13 protein-coding genes and 1 pseudogene are annotated in these 18,621 nt (G+C 72.4%); 2 read left to right on the top strand and 12 right to left on the bottom strand.

Annotation, left to right across the window (positions count from 1 at the left end):
- From IEY61_RS20750 to IEY61_RS20725, 6 genes and pseudogenes are all read right to left on the bottom strand, one after another.
- Window positions 1–520 (bottom strand): annotated as a pseudogene (locus IEY61_RS20750) (hypothetical protein); the annotation flags it as partial.
- A 151-nt stretch (window positions 521–671) separates the two neighbouring features.
- Window positions 672–1,439, bottom strand: a complete 768-nt coding sequence (locus IEY61_RS20745; RefSeq protein WP_189046833.1) for an eCIS core domain-containing protein — start codon at window positions 1,437–1,439, stop codon at window positions 672–674.
- Between the two features lie 206 nt (window positions 1,440–1,645).
- Window positions 1,646–3,706 carry an ATP-binding protein gene (locus IEY61_RS20740; protein ID WP_189046831.1) on the bottom strand — a complete coding sequence of 687 codons (2,061 nt, stop codon included), beginning with the start codon at window positions 3,704–3,706 and terminating at the stop codon, window positions 1,646–1,648.
- A gap of 3 nt (window positions 3,707–3,709) precedes the next feature.
- Complete coding sequence (locus IEY61_RS20735; protein WP_189046829.1) at window positions 3,710–4,336, bottom strand: Pvc16 family protein; 627 nt, start codon at window positions 4,334–4,336, stop codon at window positions 3,710–3,712.
- A 4-nt stretch (window positions 4,337–4,340) separates the two neighbouring features.
- Window positions 4,341–8,063, bottom strand: coding sequence for a VWA domain-containing protein (locus IEY61_RS20730; protein WP_189046827.1), 3,723 nt, complete (start codon window positions 8,061–8,063; stop codon window positions 4,341–4,343).
- A gap of 117 nt (window positions 8,064–8,180) precedes the next feature.
- Entirely contained in the window at window positions 8,181–8,804 is a 624-nt protein-coding gene (locus IEY61_RS20725) for a response regulator transcription factor (RefSeq protein ID WP_189046825.1), read from the bottom strand.
- Between the two features lie 161 nt (window positions 8,805–8,965).
- Between IEY61_RS20725 and IEY61_RS20720 the strand changes: the two genes are divergently transcribed.
- Window positions 8,966–10,279 (top strand): COG1470 family protein, encoded by a 1,314-nt coding sequence (locus tag IEY61_RS20720; RefSeq protein WP_189046823.1) that lies wholly within the window; start codon window positions 8,966–8,968, stop codon window positions 10,277–10,279.
- A 519-nt stretch (window positions 10,280–10,798) separates the two neighbouring features.
- Here IEY61_RS20720 and IEY61_RS20715 read toward each other — a convergent pair.
- A complete protein-coding gene (locus IEY61_RS20715; RefSeq protein WP_189046821.1) occupies window positions 10,799–11,023 on the bottom strand; it encodes a hypothetical protein in 225 nt (74 codons plus the stop codon).
- 247 nt (window positions 11,024–11,270) lie between these two features.
- On the opposite strand from IEY61_RS20715, the gene IEY61_RS20710 reads away from it, so the two are divergent.
- Window positions 11,271–11,903: an HNH endonuclease family protein gene (locus IEY61_RS20710; protein WP_189046819.1), complete on the top strand. Its 633-nt coding sequence runs from the start codon at window positions 11,271–11,273 to the stop codon at window positions 11,901–11,903.
- A gap of 55 nt (window positions 11,904–11,958) precedes the next feature.
- On the opposite strand, the gene IEY61_RS20705 is transcribed toward IEY61_RS20710, so the two are convergent.
- The 5 genes from IEY61_RS20705 to IEY61_RS20685 form a co-directional block, all read right to left on the bottom strand.
- A complete protein-coding gene (locus IEY61_RS20705) occupies window positions 11,959–14,052 on the bottom strand; it encodes a hypothetical protein (protein WP_189046817.1) in 2,094 nt (697 codons plus the stop codon).
- Window positions 14,049–15,398: a nucleotide disphospho-sugar-binding domain-containing protein gene (locus IEY61_RS20700; protein ID WP_189046815.1), complete on the bottom strand. Its 1,350-nt coding sequence runs from the start codon at window positions 15,396–15,398 to the stop codon at window positions 14,049–14,051. The genes IEY61_RS20705 and IEY61_RS20700 overlap by 4 nt, the downstream gene beginning before the upstream one ends.
- A gap of 76 nt (window positions 15,399–15,474) precedes the next feature.
- Window positions 15,475–16,788: a glycosyltransferase gene (locus IEY61_RS20695; protein WP_189046813.1), complete on the bottom strand. Its 1,314-nt coding sequence runs from the start codon at window positions 16,786–16,788 to the stop codon at window positions 15,475–15,477.
- On the bottom strand, window positions 16,788–17,759 hold the full coding sequence (locus IEY61_RS20690; RefSeq protein WP_189046811.1) for an SDR family oxidoreductase: 972 nt from the start codon (window positions 17,757–17,759) through the stop codon (window positions 16,788–16,790). The genes IEY61_RS20695 and IEY61_RS20690 overlap by 1 nt, the downstream gene beginning before the upstream one ends.
- Before the next feature lie 3 nt (window positions 17,760–17,762).
- Window positions 17,763–18,614, bottom strand: coding sequence for an alpha/beta fold hydrolase (locus tag IEY61_RS20685; RefSeq protein ID WP_189046809.1), 852 nt, complete (start codon window positions 18,612–18,614; stop codon window positions 17,763–17,765).
- Window positions 18,615–18,621 lie beyond the last annotated feature (7 nt).

Here is an 18,621-nt window from a genome sequence, read left to right as displayed (position 1 = left end):
TAGCCGCCTCCGACTTCGCCGGCGGATGCGCCGCGAGCAGCTTCTGCTTGCCCCGCACGTCCGCCTTCAGTGCCGCGAACTTCGGATCCGCGTTGGGGCCTGGCCGCCGCCCGGTCCCCGCGTCCGCGCCAGGAGCCAAACGCTGCACCGGTACGTTGATCGACGGCTCGACAGCGGCGGCATCGCTTGTAGGAGCCGAGGTCAGCTGGGCTGCTGCCGAGGCGGGCGACGACGTCGGGCCGCTCTTCGGCTGCCGATCGCCGGGAGTCGACCGGGCGGCGGCCGGGGGTCGACGCGCCGTCGAGCCCGCTGCCCTGCGCTGCGCCACCAGGGCGGACACCGCACGGTTGCCGGCTGCCGTCTGCAACCGCTGGGCGACGGCGGGACTCAACGGGCGACTGTCGGTACGACGATCTGCCGCGGTCATCGCGTCCAGGTCGTCGGTGGGCCGGGTCGGTGGCGGCGTGGCCGGGCGTGCCGGAGCGCGTTCGACCCCTCGCTCCTCGGCCGGCGCCTTCACGCTGCACCTCCCGGCCCAGGCAACACCTCAGTTCACCGTGAGAACGAGCGTCCGACACTTCGAGTCACTGGTCACTGGCCGTGCAGCCTCTCGGAGGTGCCACGAAAGTTGCCCGATGGGGCAACGGCGCAACCGAAGGCGGCCGGCGGGGTCAGGAAGTCGGGGTTTCCTCTTCCTCCTCGCCGGTCTCCTGCCGCTGCACGTACGTCTGCGCCGACTCGTCCTCCTCGGACATCTCCTCTTCGCGCTGCGCCACCGGGTGGTCGTGGCCGTCGTGCTCGACGGCCCGCTGCACGGGCGCGGCCGGGGTGGGCGCGGCCGGGGCGGGCGCGGCGGGGGTGGACATCAGCCGGTCGGCGTTGGCGACGGCCTCCCGCTCGAACCGGTCGGACGGGTCGCTGACCTTGACTCCGCCGCCGGTGTCGGTGCCGTCGACCGGGCCGCTGCGCTGCTGCATCACGTGGGTCAGCTCGTGGGCGAGCATGTGCTGCCCGGCCGACGATGACGGGTCGTAGCTGTCGCGCTGGAAGACGATGTTCGACCCGACGGTGTACGCCTGCGCGTTGACCGACTTCGCCGACTCGTGCGCGGCGCCGTCGGTGTGCACCCGGACGTCGGAGAAGTCCTGCCCGCCGAAGCGGGACTCCATGTCGGCCCGCACCTCGGGGGTCAACGGCGAACCGCCACCGGAGCGGACCACGTCGTGCACCGGGGAGCGTTCCGGCTCCAGCAGCTCGCCGACCGCCTGGTTGCCCACCGCCCGTTGCAGGCCGAGCAGCCCGGACGCGCCGAGCACGTCGGGTCGGCCGGCGGTCGCGGCGGCGTACGTCAGGGACTCGGTCTCCCGTTCGGCGCCGGTCGGGCGGTCGCCGGCCGGGCGTACGGCCGCTTCGGAATCGAACTCACGGTGTCCGCGCATGGTTACCCCCTGCTGCCAGGTTCACCTTGACCGTGCACCGGACCCCTGGTTTCCCGCCGGTCGCTCAGCGCCACAGGACGGGCAACAACCCCTGCCCAAACGGGCACGAGCTGGCGGTCAGCGGCGTCGATCAAGAGGTTTGCGTCGAGACCCGGGCGGAATCTGACGCAAACTTCTTGATCAACGCTGCGAAGTGGGTGAGCGGGTCAGCTGGCCAGGGCGAGGTAGGGGCCGAATTCGCTCTCCAGGGTCAGGCGGCCCAGTTTGCGGTATTCGCGGCCGACCGCGCCGATCAGCTCCGCCATTCCGACCGGGCGGCCTGCGCCGGCGGCGAGGTAGCCGGCAGTCACCGCGGCGGAGCGGATGTGCCCGCCGGCCAGCTCGAACGCCTCGGCCAGGAAGTCCAGGTCCACATCGGCGGCGCGGGGCACCCGCTCGCCGAGGCAGCGGTCCCAGAGCGCCCGGCGGGCCGCCTCGTCGGGCACCGGGAAGTCCACCACCACGTCCAGTCGCCGGGTGAACGCGTCGTCCAGGTTGGCCCGCAGGTTCGTCGCGAGCACCGCCAGCCCGTCGAAGGTCTCCATCCGTTGCAGCAGGTACGCGCTCTCGATGTTGGCGTACCGGTCGTGCGCGTCGCGGACCTCCGAGCGTTTGCCGAAGATGGCGTCCGCCTCGTCGAAGAGCAGCACCCCGTTCACCCCGGCCGCCTCGCCGAAGATCCGCTCCAGGTTCTTCTCGGTCTCCCCGACGTACTTGTCCACCACCGTGGCGAGGTTGACCGTGTACAGGTCCAGCCCCAGGCTGCCGGCCACCACCTCCGCCGACATCGTCTTGCCGGTGCCGGAGTCGCCGGCGAACAGCGCGGTCACCCCGTGCCCGCGCCCGCCGCCGGGGCGCATCCGCCACTGCCGCAGAACCCGGTCCCGGTGCCGGGCCCGCCCGGCCAACTCGTGCAGCAGCGACAGCGTCGGCGCCGGCAGCACCAGGTCGTCCCAGCCGACCTCCGGCACGATCCGCCGAGCCAGCCGTTCCAGGCCGGCCGCGTTCTGGGTACGCGCGCCGGCCCGCAGGTGCGTCTCGTCGACCGGTTCACCGGCAGCCGTGGCGAGCTGCACAGCCACCGAGGCGGCCCGCTGGATGGCCGGCGCCCCGAGCACGAACTGGGCGGTGGCGGCGGCCGGATCGAGGCCGTCGGCCAGCCCGTCGGGCAGGACGGACCGCCACACCGCCGCCCGTTCCTCGGCGCCCAGCGGCGCCACCTCCACCTGCAACGGCGCGCGTGCCGTCCAGGCCGGATCCCACGGCTGCGTGCCGTACGCCAGCACCGGCACCTCGCCGGCGGTCAGCCGGACCCAGACCGCCCACGGCTCGTCGCCCTGCACCGGCCCGACGATCAGCCCCGCCCCGGTGAGCAACGCCTCCCGGACCAGCGCGGTGGCCAGCTCCGCCGGGTGCGCATCGGCCGCCAGCCGAGGCAGGTCGACCGCGAGGGCGGCCCGGCCGGCACCGTCGAGTGCGGCCGCTGCCAGCGCGATCGCGCTGCCGCCGGGCCGCTCCCGCAGGTACGCCAACCGGGCCCCGGCCCGGTCCAGCGCCCGCCCCAGCGGTGCCGCGTCGGCCGGCGGCGGCCCGGACGGGGTGACCGGGGCGGCGAGCCCGACCAGCAGTGGCTCGGGAGCGTCCACGCCGAGCAGCCACCCGCCGACCCGGTCCGGCACCCAGAGCCCACGGCTGAGCAGCGGCCGGTCGGGGGAGTCCACCCGCAGCAGCGCCAGGTCGATCAGCGGCGCTCCGGCCGCCAGCCGCAGCCGGGCCGACGCGGCCGCCTCGGGCAGCCCGCAGAGCCGCAACGCCAGGCCGATCGAGGGGCGACGGCGGGTCACGTCGTCGTTGAGGTAGCCGTAGAACTGCTCGAAGCGGCTGTCCACGTCGGGGGCGAGCGCCACCAGCAGCAGCGCCTCGTCCAGCGGCGTCAGCCCGGCCGCGACCGCCAGCGCGGCGAGCCGATCGCCGGACCGTCCGTCGGTGCGCGTCGTGGTCGGTCCGCCGGACTGTTCGGCGACGGGTTCGGTGCTGTGCACCGGCCACGGGTCGAACGGTTCGCGGGCGGTGGCCAGGGCCGCGTCGACCGCCTCGTCGGAAAGGTAGAGCCCACGGAACGGGTCGTCCGGCTGCGGGTCACTCTCCCGTCGACGCGCCACCGCCGCGCGCACCGCGAGCTCCAGGCGCTGGAGGCGGTGCAGCAGCGGCCGAGTTTCGCCGACCACGCGTCAGCGCCCGGTCCGAGCCGGACGGTGCCCGACGCGGTCGGCCTCACCGCCGGTGGTGGTGTCGGCGACCTCGGCGACCACGCCCTCGTAGGCCGGCGGCCCGACCGGCACCTCGCGACCGCTGTCGACCGGGGTGCTGACCACCAGGTCGAGCGAGGGTTTCAACTCACCGCCGAGGGCGGTCCAGACGTCGGCGAAGGCCCGGTCCTCGGGGGGCGGCAGCGCGACCGTCATCGGCACCGGCATGCCGATGGTGGCCACCGAGCCGGTCAGCACGGCCGCCGGTACGGCGTCGAAGCGCAGGAAGCACAGCAGCAGCGAGGAGAGCAGCCGGTGCTCGTCCTCCGGCCGCTGCGTCCAGGCGGTGACCAGGTAGGACAGCTTCATGTAGCGGGGTGGGGCGACCCGGCGTACCACCTGGCCCCGCTCGTCGTACTCGTTGATCAGGCCCCGGGAGCGCCGGCGCAGATCCTCGCGGATGTCGTAGAGGTAGAGGTTGACGGTGGGGGCGTTGCGCCGGGCCGCCCACTCCTTCGTCGGTGCCTCCAGCACGATCTCCACCCCGGACCCGGGCAGCGCCTCGTCCCGCACCAGCCGGCGCAGCGCGTCGTCGATTTCGTGGATCATCGCCTCACCCCCGCCCGGTGAACGCGGGCGGACCGAGCCCACGCGGCACCACCAGGAACGGCTCGGGCGCGCGTACCGGCGCGAAGGCGCGCCCGGAGACCCGCTCGGCGGTCAGCTCGCGGGGACCCAGGACGTCCTTGCGCAGCACCAGGACCTGGGTGCGGAAGCTGCCGTCCGCCGCCACTGTCACCGTGTCCGGAGTGGTGGTGATCCCCGGTGACCAGCTCAACCGCACCCGCGCCCCGGGCGGGAAGTCGGTGCCGATCGCCGCGGTGACGAAGCCGGGCGGGCCGATCGTCGGGTCGAGGCGTACCCGGGGGGCCAGCACCCGCACCGGCGCCTGCGCGGTACGCGTCGCCGACACCTGTCGTACGGTCGCGGTGAGCCGGCCGCCGACCGGCGCGGCGACCGCTGCCCGCGCGGGCAGCACCACCCTGATCACCTGCTGGGTGCCGGGGCCGAGCGTGCCAAGCTGGCAGAACCGCCGCTCGGCGTCGCAGCGCGCGTCGGTGGTGACCAGCGGCAGCAGCGGCGTGGGCGCGGTGATGTCCAGCCAGGCGTTGTCGGCCGGCAGGTCGGTGGTGTTGCGCACGGTGAAGGTGACGGTGCTCGGGTCGCCGCCCACGTAGCCGGGCTGGCCGCTCACCGAGACGGTCAGGCTCAGGTCGGGTACCGGCAGGCGTTGGAACGCTGGTTGACGGCCCACCTCACGGATCACCGGGGTGGCCGGGCCGCCGCCGCTGGGCAGCACCACGATGTCCGAGCCGCCGCTCGCCGCAGGTTCCGACGCCGGGAGGCGGCTCAACGCCACCGCGATCCGTCGGCCGTCCGGGGACCAGGCCGGATCGGTCACCGTACGGCCGTCGCGATCGCTGGCGGCGAGCGGATGACGCGCGCCGGTACCGTCGGGGCGTACCACGCACAGGTCGCCGGCGCTGTCGGCGTACGCGATGGCGCCGCCGTCGGGCGACCAGGCCGGCGCCCGGTCAGCGGAGCGGCTCGGGCAGCCCTCGCCCACCCGGGCGCTGAGATCCCACTGGTCGGTGACGGTAAGCGTGCCGGCGGGGTCGCCGTCGAGGCGGGCCAGCCAGATCCGGCGCCCCTGGGCCGCCGGGTCGGCCACGACGATCAGACCAGGGTCGGACCAGGTCCGGCCGGCGCGATCGGTGGCCGTGCAGGTCACCACGGTCTGCCCGATCGGGAACAGCGAACCGGGCGGCGGCTGGCAGCGCACCGGCAGCGGTCGGCCGACGCCGTCCACTGCCGACGCCTGATAGTTGACCCGCGCGCCCTGTGGCCCGGTTGGTGGTACGCGCAGGTCGTCGACGCGGACGAAGGGCGCGCCGGGCTGGGCCACCCGGACGATGAGCTCCTGTTCGGCGTCGCGGTTGGGCTGCGCCGGGTCGAGGTCGAAGAACAGCGTGCAGCGCAGCACCGACCCGGGAACCGCGTCCGGCGCGACGGTGATGATTTCCCGGATCTGTGCCCGGGTGCCGGCATCCACCTGGGCGGGGTCGGGATCGAAGCTGACGGAGAGGCCGTCGTCGCACCTGGTGACGGTGGGTTTGACGGTGACCTTGAGCTTGCGGACGGCGTCGATGATCGCCTCGATCATTTGCCCGGGGTTGCTGTCGGCGGTGAGCGCACCTTTGGTTGCCGTGGTGATGTTTTTGGCTGCCTCGTCGTAGTGGAGTCCGAGCTCGCCTCCGGAGCTGGTGATGGACACGCCGATCACCGCGATCCCCGCCTGTTGCAACCTGGTGATGAGCTCGGCCTCTTTGATCTCGCCCTGATTCGGGGGTGGGAAAGTCTTGTCCACGCTGTAGGTGTCGGTGATCAACACCACCACCCGGCTGCTCTTCTCCCGGAAACCGATTCCCACGTTGCCGGCGAGCTGCCACAGCGCGTAGAACCAGTTCTCCGTACCGAAGTCGCTGTTCGCGTTCAGCTGCCCGACCGCCTGGTTGATGGCATCGTCGTCGTTGGTCAACGTCTGTCGGGGGAGGTACATGTTGGGATCATGTGCACCGGTTGTGCTGGCCCGACCGCTGAACGTCGCCAGGCCGAAGTAGGGGTCCTGTTGGATTTCCCGGACCCTGGCAATCACCTCGGGTAGTCGGGTCTTGAGCTGACTGATCACGCTCGCGCCGCCCTCGCCCGGCGCAGCCATCGAGCCGGTGTCGTCGACCAGGAAGACGATGTCGGGGCGGGGTGGGATCTGCGGGGTACGCACCGACTGGGTGAAATCGATCGTGGTGCCGGGCAGCGCGGGCCGGTCCACGAGGGGCCATTCGAGTTCGCTGTCCCGGGCCCAGGCGTCCCGGTCGAAGGCCAGCTGCCGTCCGTCCGGCGACCAGGACGGCTGCGCGTCGGTGCCGCGCAGGAACCAGGGCATCGGCACCTCGGTGAGCAGTCGCCCGTCGGTCACCGAGACGGCCAGGATCCGCGACGGTCGGCGCTGGTCCGACGACTGTCGGGTGAAGGCGATCGCCGTGCCGTCCGGCGACCAGGTCGGGTCCGTGTCCCGGTCCTGCCCGATGGTGCCCGGCGGCGCCAGCACCTGCGGGTCGGCGCCGGTGGCGTCGGCGACGACGATGCGGGCCCCGCCGTCGGGCTGCTCGGCGCTGTAGGCCAGCCGGTTGCCGTCCGGGCTGAACGCCGGCCCGGTCTCGTCATGCCCCGGCCGGGCCGTGAGATCCCGCCGGTCGCCGCCGGAGGCGTCGGCGCTCCACACGTCGCCGGTGCGGTCGGTGTCGGTGGCCGTCCAGATCAGGTCGTCGCCCCGCCAGGCCGGGTGGTGCTGGGGCAGCGGGCCGGTGGCCACCGGGGTGACCCGCCCGTCCCGCAGGACGTGCACGTCGCCGGACGGATCGGCGTCGGTGGCGGTGAAGGCGAGCCGGGTGCCGTCCGGCGACCAGGCCGGCTCGGTGGCGTCCCCGGGGCCGGGTAGCGCCCGGGTCACCACGCCGCCCGTCGCGGCCACGGTGGCCACCGTACGCCGGCCGGGGGCGGTGGCCGGGGCGAAGCGGGTGGTGGTGAAGGCGATTCGGCGACCATCGGGCGACCAGGCGGGCTGCCCGTCGGCGGCCGGGCCGTCGGTCAGCCGGGTCGGCCCGCCGCCGGCCGCCGGCATGACCCAGAGGTCACCGGCGAGGTCGGCCCGGGTGCTGGCGAACGCGATCCGGGTGCCGTCGGGCGACCAGGTCGGCCAGCTGTCCTCGGCCGGATGGTCGGTGAGCTGGCGCAGCCCGCTGCCGTCGGTGTCGACCACCCAGATGTCGGCGTTGCCGGCCCGGTCGCTGGTGAAAGCGATCCGCCGGCCGTCGGGAGACAGGGCCGGGTGCGCGACCGCGCCGGGGCCGCCGACCAGCCGCACCGGCGCCGCCCCCGGCCGGCGGAGCCAGAGGCCGCCGGCCAGGTCGGCGCCGTCGGCGGCGGCCCGGCGCAGGACCCAGACCACCCGGCCGGCGCGCGCGTCGGCGTCCTGCTCGGCGTCACCGCGCTCGGCCTCGGTCAGCAGCGGTTCCGGGGCCCGGGTGCCGGCCCGGCTGACCACCAGGGTGGGCCGCTCGCTGCTGGCGTAGCCGAGTCGATGGTCGACCTCGGACGCGGGTGCCGTGGGCGCCGCGGGCGGCGGCGCCGGCGCGCTCGGTTCGGGCGCGACCAGGGCCGGCCCGGCCAGTAACCCGAGCACCATGACACCCCAGCGGCGGTTGCCCCAGCGCACGACACCTCCCCGTGGAGACCGGTGCCACCACCCTGGCCGCCGGCGTCCGCCCGGGTCGTGCCGGTGCGGGCCGGCCTGCGGGCAGCGCCGACTGCCCGTACGGGCAAAGCCGCCTTCTCAGATCAGGCCGTTGCGCAGCGCGTACGCTACCGCGTGGCAGCGGTTGCGTAGATGCAGCCGGTTCGTCACGTCGTGCAGAATGTTCTTGATCGTCCGCTGCGAGTAGGACAGCTTCCTGGCGATCTCGGCGGTGTCGAAGCCGTCGGCGACCAGCCGCAGCACCTCCACCTCCCGCTCGGCCAGCCCGGCGAAGGTCAGCCCGCGCGGCCCGAGCACCTCCCGCTGCAACGTCCCGACCTGCTGCAACAGCCGGCCCAGCAGGTCCGGTGGCACCGCGCCCTCACCGGCCGCGGCGGCCTGGATCACCGCCACCAGCCGGTCCGCGCTCGCCTCCGACCGGCGCACGATGCCGGCGACCCCGTGCTCCACGGCGGCCACCAGACCGGCGTCGTCGGTCTGGGTGACCACCAGCACCAGGGCGGACCGGCTCCGGCTGCGCAGCCCCCGCAGCGTACGCAGGGCCGGCTCGTCGATGCTGTCGCTGACGATCACGGCGACGTCCGCCTGGTCCGCTTCGGACTCGTCGAGCAGCAACACCTCCGGGCGGGGCCGGAGTTGGCTGACAACGCCGGCGCGTGAGATCACGTCAGTGGAGTAGAGGTGGACGGGCAGACGTCGCATTGGCTCCCCCAAGCAGCGCACAGTCGAACGACACGTCGCGGTGAGTATCGCCCTGGGCACCAATCGTGCAGTCAACGTGGACTCAACGGCCCGTACGCGTTGCCCGAAGGTCTTCCTCTATGTTTGATTGAACCGCCCCGGTCGATCCTAGAGTCGCGGCCATGAGCACCGAGGCCTACCTGGACGCAGACCTGGTCGTGGTCAGCCCGGGCAGCGAGGCGAGTTGCCGGCTCGAGATCCGCAACACCGGGCCGATCGTCGAGTCGTACGCGATCGAAGTGCTCGGCGAGCCGGCCGGCTGGACCAGCGTGGAGCCGCCCGTTGTCACGGTCTATCCCGGCGACACCGGGTCCGTCGTCGTCCACTTCCAGCCGCCCCGCTCGGCGCAGGTGGTGGCCGGGGAACGGCCGTTCGCGGTGCGGGTCACCCCGGCCGAGAGCCCGGACACGCAGGTGGTGCCGGAGGGCACCGTACGGGTGCTGCCGTTCTCGGCGGTGACACCGGAGATCCTGCCGCGCACCTCGCGCGGGCGGCGTACCGGTCGGCACGAGGTGTCGGTGGCCAACGTCGGCAACATCCCGCTCGGCGTGGCGCTGAACGGCAGTGACCCGAACAACCGGCTCGCGTTCGCGATCCGCCCGGCGGAGCTGACCGTCGCACCGGGTGAGGCCGCGTTCGTCCAGGTCCGCGCCCGGGCCCGCAAGCTGCTGTGGCGGGGCCAACCGGTCACCTTGCCGTTCCAGGTCGACGTGGTCACCGACGACCTTCCGCCGGCCCGGCTCGACGCCGCCACGGTGCAGGAGCCGGTGCTCCCGCAGGGCATCGGCCGGGTGGTGGCGGCGCTGCTGGTGCTCGCGCTGCTGGGCGCGGGTCTGTGGTACGCGTTGCTGCGCCCGACGGTGAAGTCGCTCGCCGAGGAGGCCGCGCAGGAGCAGGTCGCTCCGGTGGCCCAACAGGCTCGGGCCGCCGACACCCGGGCCCAGGAGGCCCAGACCAAGGCCGACCAGGCGGCCGCGGCGGTCAGCGCCGCGCCGGCCCCGCCGCGGCCCAGCCCCAGCGCCAGCCCGCCGGTGGGGGTGCCCGCGCTGCCGCCCGGTGCCCGGTCCTTCAGCCGACGGCTCGCTGTCACCGCGCCGGCGCGCGCCACCCGCACCGACCAGTACACGGTGCCGTCCCGGCGGGTCTTCGTGCTGACCGACATCTTCCTGCAGAACCCGCAGGGGGACGAGGGGCGTCTCGACCTGGTGATCGACGGGACGACGGTGCAGACCGTCGCGTTGCAGAACTTCCGCGACCTGGACTACCACGTGGTGTCCCCGATCGAGGTTCCCGCCGGCGCGGTGGTGAGCCTGCGGGTCAACTGCCGACGGGCGGGCACCGCACTGGACGGGGCCGGTGGGGGCGGCGGCCAGTGCCGCGACTTCGCCCTGCTCAACGGCTACATCCGTACGGTCAGCCGGACCCCGGCACCCTAGAGCGGGCGCCGGGGTCAACCGGCGTCACGCACCTGGTTAGAAGTCCTGCCGGTAGGGCGATCGGCAACCGGGCGGCGGCGGGCCCTGGCACGTCAACCCGGCCGGGCGATGAGACACCTGCGCAACCGCACCCGTCGCACACGACACCGCACCTCGCGGCGCTGCTCGCAGGATGCCGCAATCCGCGGCTCTGCTCGCAGGATGCCGCAATCCGCGGTCTCAAGCGGCCCGGACACCCCCACATCCCGCAACCTGCGCCACCCACAAGGCCGGACACCCCGACATGCCGCAACTCGCGCCATCCCCGGGCACCCGAACACCCCGACATGCCGCAACCCGTGCCGCCCACACCTCCAGCAACCGCGCCCACCTCGCCTGGGCCCACCATCCCCTGGACCCACCATCCCCTGGGCCCACCTCGCCACCACCTGATTGCCGGTCTCTCCAACACCCGGGGCGGATGTTTCGGGCCCAGATGATGTCGCTGCCGGCCGCTGTCGAGCTGACTCGTCTGCGCTATCACCACCCCCGCGCCGGGCGGCACACCGACCAGGCGATGATCACGTCGCCGTCGCCGTCGCCGTCGCCGTCGCCGTCGCCGTCGCCGTCGCCGTCGCCGTCGCCGTCGCCGAAGGCCCCGCGCGCGGCACCATCGGCTTGCCATCCTGCCGATCCAGCCCTGCGGAATGCCGCAGGCCCGTCAGCCACGCCACCCCACGCCACCCTGAGCCGCCCGTCGATCATCGCGATCCGCGCACGCTCTCAGCTCGACAGGGCCACACCCCCACACCACGACCCTCGGCTGCCCGCTCACCGAGCGGACACGCCGACGACAGTTACCGACAAGACTCGACCAGGCGCTTGATTAACCGAGGCTTGCCGCGCTATCTGATTCAAAGATTTCTATGTTTGCGACAATCCGTGTCGTCCCTGCGGTGCCGTCAGCGCGGGCCTCCGCCCGCCGTGGCAGGCGACAGCAAGGAGTCGTCCAGTGGTTCGTCTACTCAGGGTCACCCTCGTCGCGGTGACCGCCGTCGCCCTGTCCACCCTCGTGGTCCCGGCGCCGGCCCGGGCCACCCCGCCCAACATCCCCTCGTACAGCACGGCGGTGGGCCGGCTCAACTCGCTCACCGTCGCTGCCGAGTCCCACCAGTCCAGCTATCAACGTGACCTGTTCCCGCACTGGATCACGATCACCGGCACCTGCAACACCCGGGAACAGGTCCTCAAGCGCGACGGCAGCAACGTCACGGTCGACGCCAACTGCTACCCGACCTCCGGGTCCTGGTACAGCCCGTATGACGGGCTGACGCGTACCAGTCCCGCCGAGATCTCCATCGACCACGTCGTGCCGCTCGCCGAGGCCTGGCGGTCCGGGGCCTGGGCCTGGAGCACCGCGCAGCGTCAGACCTACGCCAACGACCTGGGTGGCCCGGAGCTGTGGGCGGTCACCGGCAGCGTCAACTCTGCCAAGGGCGACAAGGACCCGGCCGCGTGGAAACCGCCGCGGACGGACTTCCACTGCACCTACGCCCGGGCCTGGATCCAGGTGAAGTGGTACTACGCACTCTCTGTCGACAGCGCCGAGAAGTCGGCGCTCAGCAGCATGTTGAACACCTGCTGACCACGGTGGGGCGGTGGACGGGGATCGTCCACCGCCCCACTCACCGCGCGTTGCGTCAGCACCGCCGCGCCGCCTCGTGCCGCTGCTGGAGCAGCGTGCCGTGGGACAGGTCCTCCCGCGCGGCCGAGTCGCGTACCTGCCGCAGGGCCGGCCCGTCGAGCAGCGTCCGCAGCTCGGCGTAGCGGGGTGCGTCACCGGTGAGGGTTTCCGCCAGTTCCGCCAACCGCTGCTCCACCGACCGGCTCAACTGCTCCCGCCGCACCAGCCGCAGCACCCCGGTGCGCAGCACCGCCGGGATCGGTGCCTCGGCCTGCGGCAGGATGCCGGCGGTCGCGGCGAGCCGCGATCCGGAGCCGCGCGGCACCAGCCGGTAGAGATACCCGACGCCGGCAACGGCGGTGCGATCGGTGAAGCTGGTGCTGGCCGACACGCCGATGACCTCGAAGGAACCCGGGATCGAGAACGGCCGCCCGGATGCGCCCGGGATCAGGCCGGGCGGGGTCGGCGGCCGGAAGCCGTCGCGCACCGGTGGCGGCGGCGCGAGGCCGACGCCGGTGACCCGGTACAGTTCGGCGCGCTCGACCGCGTAGCTCGTGGTGGCGGGCGCCCGGTCCCAGCTGAGCACCGTGCCGCAGCGGCCGGCCGAGGCGGTCAGCCCGGTCGGCGGACGCGGCACCGCTGCCCCCGACGTCGAGGCCGTGCTCGAGGTCGCGGCGCACGGCGAGGCCGTCGAGTCGCGCCAGACCCCGGTGCCGGACAGGTCGTTGGTGCTGCCGAAGAAGGCGCCGGCCGGCGTGGACGCCATCGTCCTGACGCCGTAGTGGTACGGGCTGGCACCGAAGGCGTTCGTCGTCGCCGTGAACCAGGATCGCCCGTCGCAGCTGCCGTACACGTCGAAGCCGAACTGGCCGGCCAGGCGCCGGTTGAGCACCGGTAACGTCTGCAGGATGTGGCTCCAGTCGTTGGTGCCGAGATACAGCGCCCCCGCGTGCGGTTGCATGCGCCAGAAGTGGGCGTTGAAGATGTTGCCGAATCCGTCCGGCAGCCCGCTGAGCGGGTGTCGGAACCTCTCCCCATCCGTGGAGCGGGAGTTGCCCACGATCAGCGACCAGCTGTCGTCGGCGTTGATCCGGATCAGTTCCGAGGCCGGGAAGAGCGCGGAGTACCAGCCGCTGGAGCCGACGTACAGGCGGTCCTTGAATACCCGCATCGACACGACCGAGGTGACCTCCGAACCCCGTCCCGCACCGCCGGTCACCACCGGGGTGAAGGTGGGTGAACGACCGGCCGCGTTCGTCCGCCACACCGAGTAGCCGGTACGCGCGTCGCCCGCCCCGACGTAGAGCTTTCCGTTGAACGTCTTCATCTCGAAGACGCTCAACCCCGCCGGGCTGATCTGTTCGTACCGTGGCTTCTTGCTCCACGGCTCCTTGACCTCGACGACGGCGCCGTCGCCGGTGAAGCCGCTGGTGGCGGTCACGAACAGCCGGCCCTTGTGCACTGCGGTGGCGCGGTACCCCATGGCCGGCCGCCGTCCGTAGGGGGTGTCGATGCTGCCCGGCCCGCCGGACAACGGGGTGAACGTCTGGCCGTTTGTGGTCCGCAGGATGCGCGGCGAGTTCACCGCCGCCAACTCGGGGATGTACTCGTTCGCGGTGACCCCGAAGACGTAGAGCGCCTGCTTGCCGCTGGGCTCGGTGTAGACCTGCATGCCGCGGAAGCCGATGTCGCGGGCCACGAACTTTCCCCGGGCGCGCGGATTCGGCAGGTCGGCCGGTGACCGCAGGGCCAACCGCCACCGCCGGGTTTCCGGGGTGTACTCCCAGATCTCGGCGCGCAGGTCCAGGTCGTACCGGTCTCTCGGACAGGTCACCTCCGGATTGGGTTCGGTGTTGTAGTACCCCCGGTTCGGGTAGTAGAAGTCGAGCGTGGCCTTCTCCACGCACGTCTGGCTGCGGGCGGTGCCGATGTAGAGCCGTCCCTTGAACCAGGCCATGGACCACGCGAAGTTGTTGCGCGGGTCGCCGAAGCCCCGATCGGCGATATTCTCCGAGCCGGGGGGCGCGGCCCGGACGGCCGTCACCGGGGTGAGCCCGACGGCAACGGCGACGACGAGCAGGCTCGGCAGCAGCTTGGATCTCGCTTTCATGTCTCTCTCCTGGCCCGTAGGGCACGCCGGTGATTCGGCTCGGGTGCCGCCGTGCGGTGGGTGGTGAGGGTTTCGAGGAGGTGGGCGGCGTGGGTGGGTCCGTTGGTGGTGGCGAGGTGTTGGGCGATGGTGTGGGCGTTGGTGCGGTAGGTGGGGTTGGTGAGGATTTCTTGGGTGGCGGTGCGGAGGCGGTTGGGGGTGCAGTGTTTGGGGTTGATGGTGATGCCGAGTCCGGCGTCGGTGATGCGTCGGGCGTTGTCGGGTTTGTCCCAGGTGGTGGGGACGATGATGAGGGGTTTGCCGTGTTGGAGGGCGGCCATGATGGTCGCCGCTCCGCCGGTGGTGATGACGGCGGCGCAGTGGGGGAGGAGGTGGGTGTGGCTGAGCCATTGGGTGGTGTGGATGTTGGGTGCGGGTGGGTCGAGGTGGAGGGTGTGGGGGTCGCGTTGGGTGCCGGTGGTGGCGATGACTTGGACGGGTTCTCCGGCGAGTCCGCGGACGGCGGCGCGCAGCAGGAACGGGTCCGACTGATGGTGCGAGGTCCCCTCCGTCACGTGCACCCACGGAGTGTCGGTCGGGATAGAGCTCATCCAGGTCCTGTCCGTGTCGGTGGCGGGTGGGTGCCAGATGCATGGGCCGACGTAGTGGACGGTGGGGGGTAGGTCGGTGCGGTGGTGGTCGAGTTGGGGGATGTTGCCGACGAGGTAGAGGGGGAGGCGGGCGGTGAAGGCGTTGACGGATTCGCCGAGTGGGGGTAGGTCGTGTTCGGCGCGGATGGCGTCGACGCGGCGGCGTACGCCGGTGGCGGCGAGGTCGGTGAGCCGGTTGAGGGCCCGGTTGCGTAGTCGGGCCCAGGCCGAGTTCGCCGGGGCGAGCCCGAACCCCCACGGCGGTGCGCCGGGTCCCGGGATGAGTGGGCCCAGGAAGGTGGAGGCGAGCGCGACGGGGATGTGGTCGCGTTGCCAGAGCACCACGATCGGCGCCCACATGGACAGGTCGGTGATCAGCACGTCCGGCCGCCACCGCCGCAGCAGCGGCTCCAGGTCGGCCACCTGGTCCGGGATGGTCTCCACCAACCAGTGCCGGAGGGTGTCCCGGAGCAACCCGGGCTTCGGGCGGTTGCCGGGTTCACCCCGCTCCAACACCTCGATCAACGAGTACACCCGCCGCTCGTCGACGAACGAGAACCCGAAGACCGGGAAACCGGCCTGTTCGATCGTGGACCGGGCCTTCTCTCCGGTGTAGAACGCCACCTCGTGGCCCCGCTCGCGCAGCGCAGTCGCAATGCTCAGCTGCGGGAACACGTGCCCGGTGAACGGCCAGCAGGTGACCAGGAAGCGGGCCATCAGCGCCCACCCCCCTTGACGGCGCGGATGCCCGCCTGTGCCTGGGCTGCGGCCGTTGTAGGCGATTCGGGTGCGGTCATGGTTGTGACACCTCCGTCGTGTGGTGGGTGGTGAGGGTTTCGAGGAGGTGGGCGGCGTGGGTGGGTCCGTTGGTGGTGGCGAGGTGTTGGGCGATGGTGTGGGCGTTGGTGCGGTAGGTGGGGTTGGTGAGGATTTCTTGGGTGGCGGTGCGGAGGCGGTTGGGGGTGCAGTGTTTGGGGTTGATGGTGATGCCGAGTCCGGCGTCGGTGATGCGTCGGGCGTTGTCGGGTTTGTCCCAGGTGGTGGGGACGATGATGAGGGGTTTGCCGTGTTGGAGGGCGGCCATGATGGTCGCCGGCCCGCCGGTGGTGATGACGGCGGCGCAGTGGGGGAGGAGGTGGGTGTGGCTGAGCCATTGGGTGGTGTGGATGTTGGGTGCGGGTGGGTCGAGGTGGAGGGTGTGGGGGTCGCGTTGGGTGCCGGTGGTGGCGATGACTTGGACGGGTTCTCCGGCGAGTCCGCGGACGGCGGCCCGCAGCAGGAACGGGTCCGACTGATGGTGCGAGGTCCCCTCCGTCACGTGCACCCACGGAGTGTCGGTCGGGATAGAGCTCATCCAGGTCCTGTCCGTGTCGGTGGCGGGTGGGTGCCACACGCATGGGCCGACGTAGTGGACGGTGGGGGGTAGGTCGGTGCGGTGGTGGTCGAGTTGGGGGATGTTGCCGACGAGGTAGAGGGGGAGGCGGGCGGTGAAGGCGTTGACGGATTCGCCGAGTGGGGGTAGGTCGTGTTCGGCGCGGATGGCGTCGACGCGGCGGCGTACGCCGGTGGCGGCGAGGTCGGTGAGCCGGTTGAGGGCCCGGTTGCGTAGTCGGGTCCAGGCCGAGTTCGCCGGGGCGAGCCCGAACCCCCACGGCGGCGCCCCCGGCCCGGGAATCATCGGGCCCATCAGTGTGCAGGAGAGCGCGACCGGAATCCTGTCGCGTTGCCAGAGCACCACGATCGGCGCCCACATGGACAGGTCGGTGATCAGCACGTCCGGCCGCCACCGCCGCAGCAGCGGCTCCAGGTCGGCCACCTGGTCCGGGATGGACTCCACCAACCAGTGCCGGAACGCCTGGTACGCCACCCGGCGCGACTGGCGGCGGGTGTTGCGCCGCCGCTCCATGTCCTGCACGACCTGCCAGTGGTCCGCCGGGACCCGATCGAAGGGAAAGACCGCGAAGCCGGCCTGCTCGATCGTGGGTCGGGCCCGCTCTGCCGTGTAGAAAGCCACCTCGTGGCCCCGCTCGCGCAGCGCCGTCGCAATGCTCAGCTGCGGGAACACGTGCCCCTCGAACGGCCAGCAGGTGACCAGGAAACGAGCCATCAGGCACCTCCTCGGGCGCCGGCCCGCGGGTCGGCGGGCGGTGGGGTGGCATCGCCGGCCTGCGGATCGGCGGGCGGTTTTGTGGCGCCGGCGTGCGCCCGTCTCAGCCGCCGCAGGAACGGACCGAAGTAGACACGCTCGAAGAGCGGTTCCGGCAGGAACCTGCGCATCCGGATCACCACGGACGCCGGCCGGCCGACGACGTACCGCATCCTCGGGTGCTCGGCGGTGATCGCCCGGTGCACGGCCTTCGCCACGTCGACGGGGCGTGTCCGGCTGCGGTCGACGATCCGGTCCGCCACCTCCTCGGCGGCGACGAACATCTCCCGGTACGGGCTGCCCGGATCCAGGGCGCCGGCCGCGACCCCCCGGTTCGTGGTCCACCGGGTCGTCTTGATCATCCCAGGTTCGATGAGCACCGACCGGATGCCGAACGGCGCCACCTCCAGGGCCAGCGCCTCGCCGAATCCCTCCTGGGCGAACTTCGTGGCGCAGTACGCCCCGACCCCGAAGGACGAGATCCGACCGCCCACGGACGAGATCGTCACCACCCGGCCCCGGCCCGCGCGGCGCATGTGCGGCAGCACCGCCCGGGTCACGGCCAGGGTGCCGAGCACGTTCGTCTCGAACAGGTGCCGGACCTCGCGGTCCGACAGATCCTCCAGGCAACCGCGTAGCCCGATACCGCCGTTGTTGACCAGGGCGTAGATTCCGCCCGCCTCGTCGACCACCGTGCGCACGGCCTGGTCGATGCTCGCCGGGTCGGTCAGGTCCAGGCGCAGGACGCGCAGCCCGACGTTCCGCTCTGCCGCCGCGCGCAGGACGTCCTGTCGGGTGGCGTCGTCGCGCACCGTCGCGTGCACCGGAAGCCCCTGCTCCGCCAGGTACAGGGCCGTCTCCAGGCCCAGTCCAGCGGACGCGCCCGTCACCAGGACCGGGCCCGCCGTTCGCTGCTGAATTCGACCGCTCATGGCTCAGCCCTGCGCGGTCGCGGTCGACGGTTCGGCGGGCCCGAGGGCGCCGAGGATGTGCCGGGCCACCTCGTCCGGCTGCTCAAGCGGCCCGAAGTGCCCCCACTCGGTACGCGGCAGCAGCACGGGGTGCACGTCGGGGAGCCGCTCGCGCAGGTAGTCGAACGTCCCCAGCAGGGCGGAGCCCTCGCAGTAGACGAGGGTCACGGCGCTGCGGATCTCCGGGATGGCCTCGGCCGGCAAACCGCCGACCTGCGCGACCTCGGACGCCATGGTGGTCTCGTCCAGCAACCGCAGGAACGGGGCGGGGTTGCGCGGCAAGCCCTGCAACGGTCCCCACCGCTTGGGCACCTTGAGGCTGAGCCGCAGCAAATAGCCCAGGTCGGTGCGGCGTTCCGGGGGGACGGGATGCCCGGACTGCGCCAGCACGGCCGCCCAGTCCGACCAGCCCTGCCAGTCGTTCCCGGCCCGCAGGTACATCATGGCGGGCAGGACGGCTTCGATGGCGACCACGGCGCGTACCCGCTCGGGATGGTGGTGGGCGAAGTAGAGGGCGATGTCCGCCCCGAAGCTGTGCCCGACGACGTACGGCCGCTCGATGTCGAGGGCGTCGAGCAGGTCGAGCAGGTCGGCGGCCATCTGGTCCAGGCAGTAGCCGGACGGTGGCATGTCGCTGTAGCCGTGGCCGCGCAGGTCGTAGGTGAGCAGCCTTGAGCGGTCGATCAGCAGGGACGCGATCCGCAGGTGCCAGACCGCGAGGTTGCCGGTGAGGCCGTGCACCATGACCACGTCGGGCCCCGAGCCGATCCGCTGGTAGTGCAGCCTGAGCCCGCTCGGAAGGGTTACCTTCGGCATGTGTCCC

This window comes from Micromonospora sonchi (assembly GCF_014646235.1).
Classification (GTDB): Bacteria; Actinomycetota; Actinomycetes; order Mycobacteriales; family Micromonosporaceae; genus Micromonospora; species Micromonospora sonchi.
Note: the sequence above shows the minus strand (reverse complement) of the source record. Positions and strands in the feature narration are given on the sequence as shown.

What these genes read in the sequence shown, in the direction of transcription:
- IEY61_RS20745 (WP_189046833.1), bottom strand. Translation starts at nt 1,439, where the DNA reads ATGCGCGGACACCGTGAGTTCGATTCCGAAGCGGCCGTACGCCCGGCC.
- IEY61_RS20735 (WP_189046829.1), bottom strand. Translation starts at nt 4,336, where the DNA reads ATGATCCACGAAATCGACGACGCGCTGCGCCGGCTGGTGCGGGACGAG.
- IEY61_RS20725 (WP_189046825.1), bottom strand. Translation starts at nt 8,804, where the DNA reads ATGCGACGTCTGCCCGTCCACCTCTACTCCACTGACGTGATCTCACGC.
- IEY61_RS20720 (WP_189046823.1), top strand. Translation starts at nt 8,966, where the DNA reads ATGAGCACCGAGGCCTACCTGGACGCAGACCTGGTCGTGGTCAGCCCG.
- IEY61_RS20715 (WP_189046821.1), bottom strand. Translation starts at nt 11,023, where the DNA reads ATGATCGACGGGCGGCTCAGGGTGGCGTGGGGTGGCGTGGCTGACGGG.
- IEY61_RS20705 (WP_189046817.1), bottom strand. Translation starts at nt 14,052, where the DNA reads ATGAAAGCGAGATCCAAGCTGCTGCCGAGCCTGCTCGTCGTCGCCGTT.
- IEY61_RS20700 (WP_189046815.1), bottom strand. Translation starts at nt 15,398, where the DNA reads ATGGCCCGCTTCCTGGTCACCTGCTGGCCGTTCACCGGGCACGTGTTC.
- IEY61_RS20695 (WP_189046813.1), bottom strand. Translation starts at nt 16,788, where the DNA reads ATGGCTCGTTTCCTGGTCACCTGCTGGCCGTTCGAGGGGCACGTGTTC.
- IEY61_RS20690 (WP_189046811.1), bottom strand. Translation starts at nt 17,759, where the DNA reads ATGAGCGGTCGAATTCAGCAGCGAACGGCGGGCCCGGTCCTGGTGACG.
- IEY61_RS20685 (WP_189046809.1), bottom strand. Translation starts at nt 18,614, where the DNA reads ATGCCGAAGGTAACCCTTCCGAGCGGGCTCAGGCTGCACTACCAGCGG.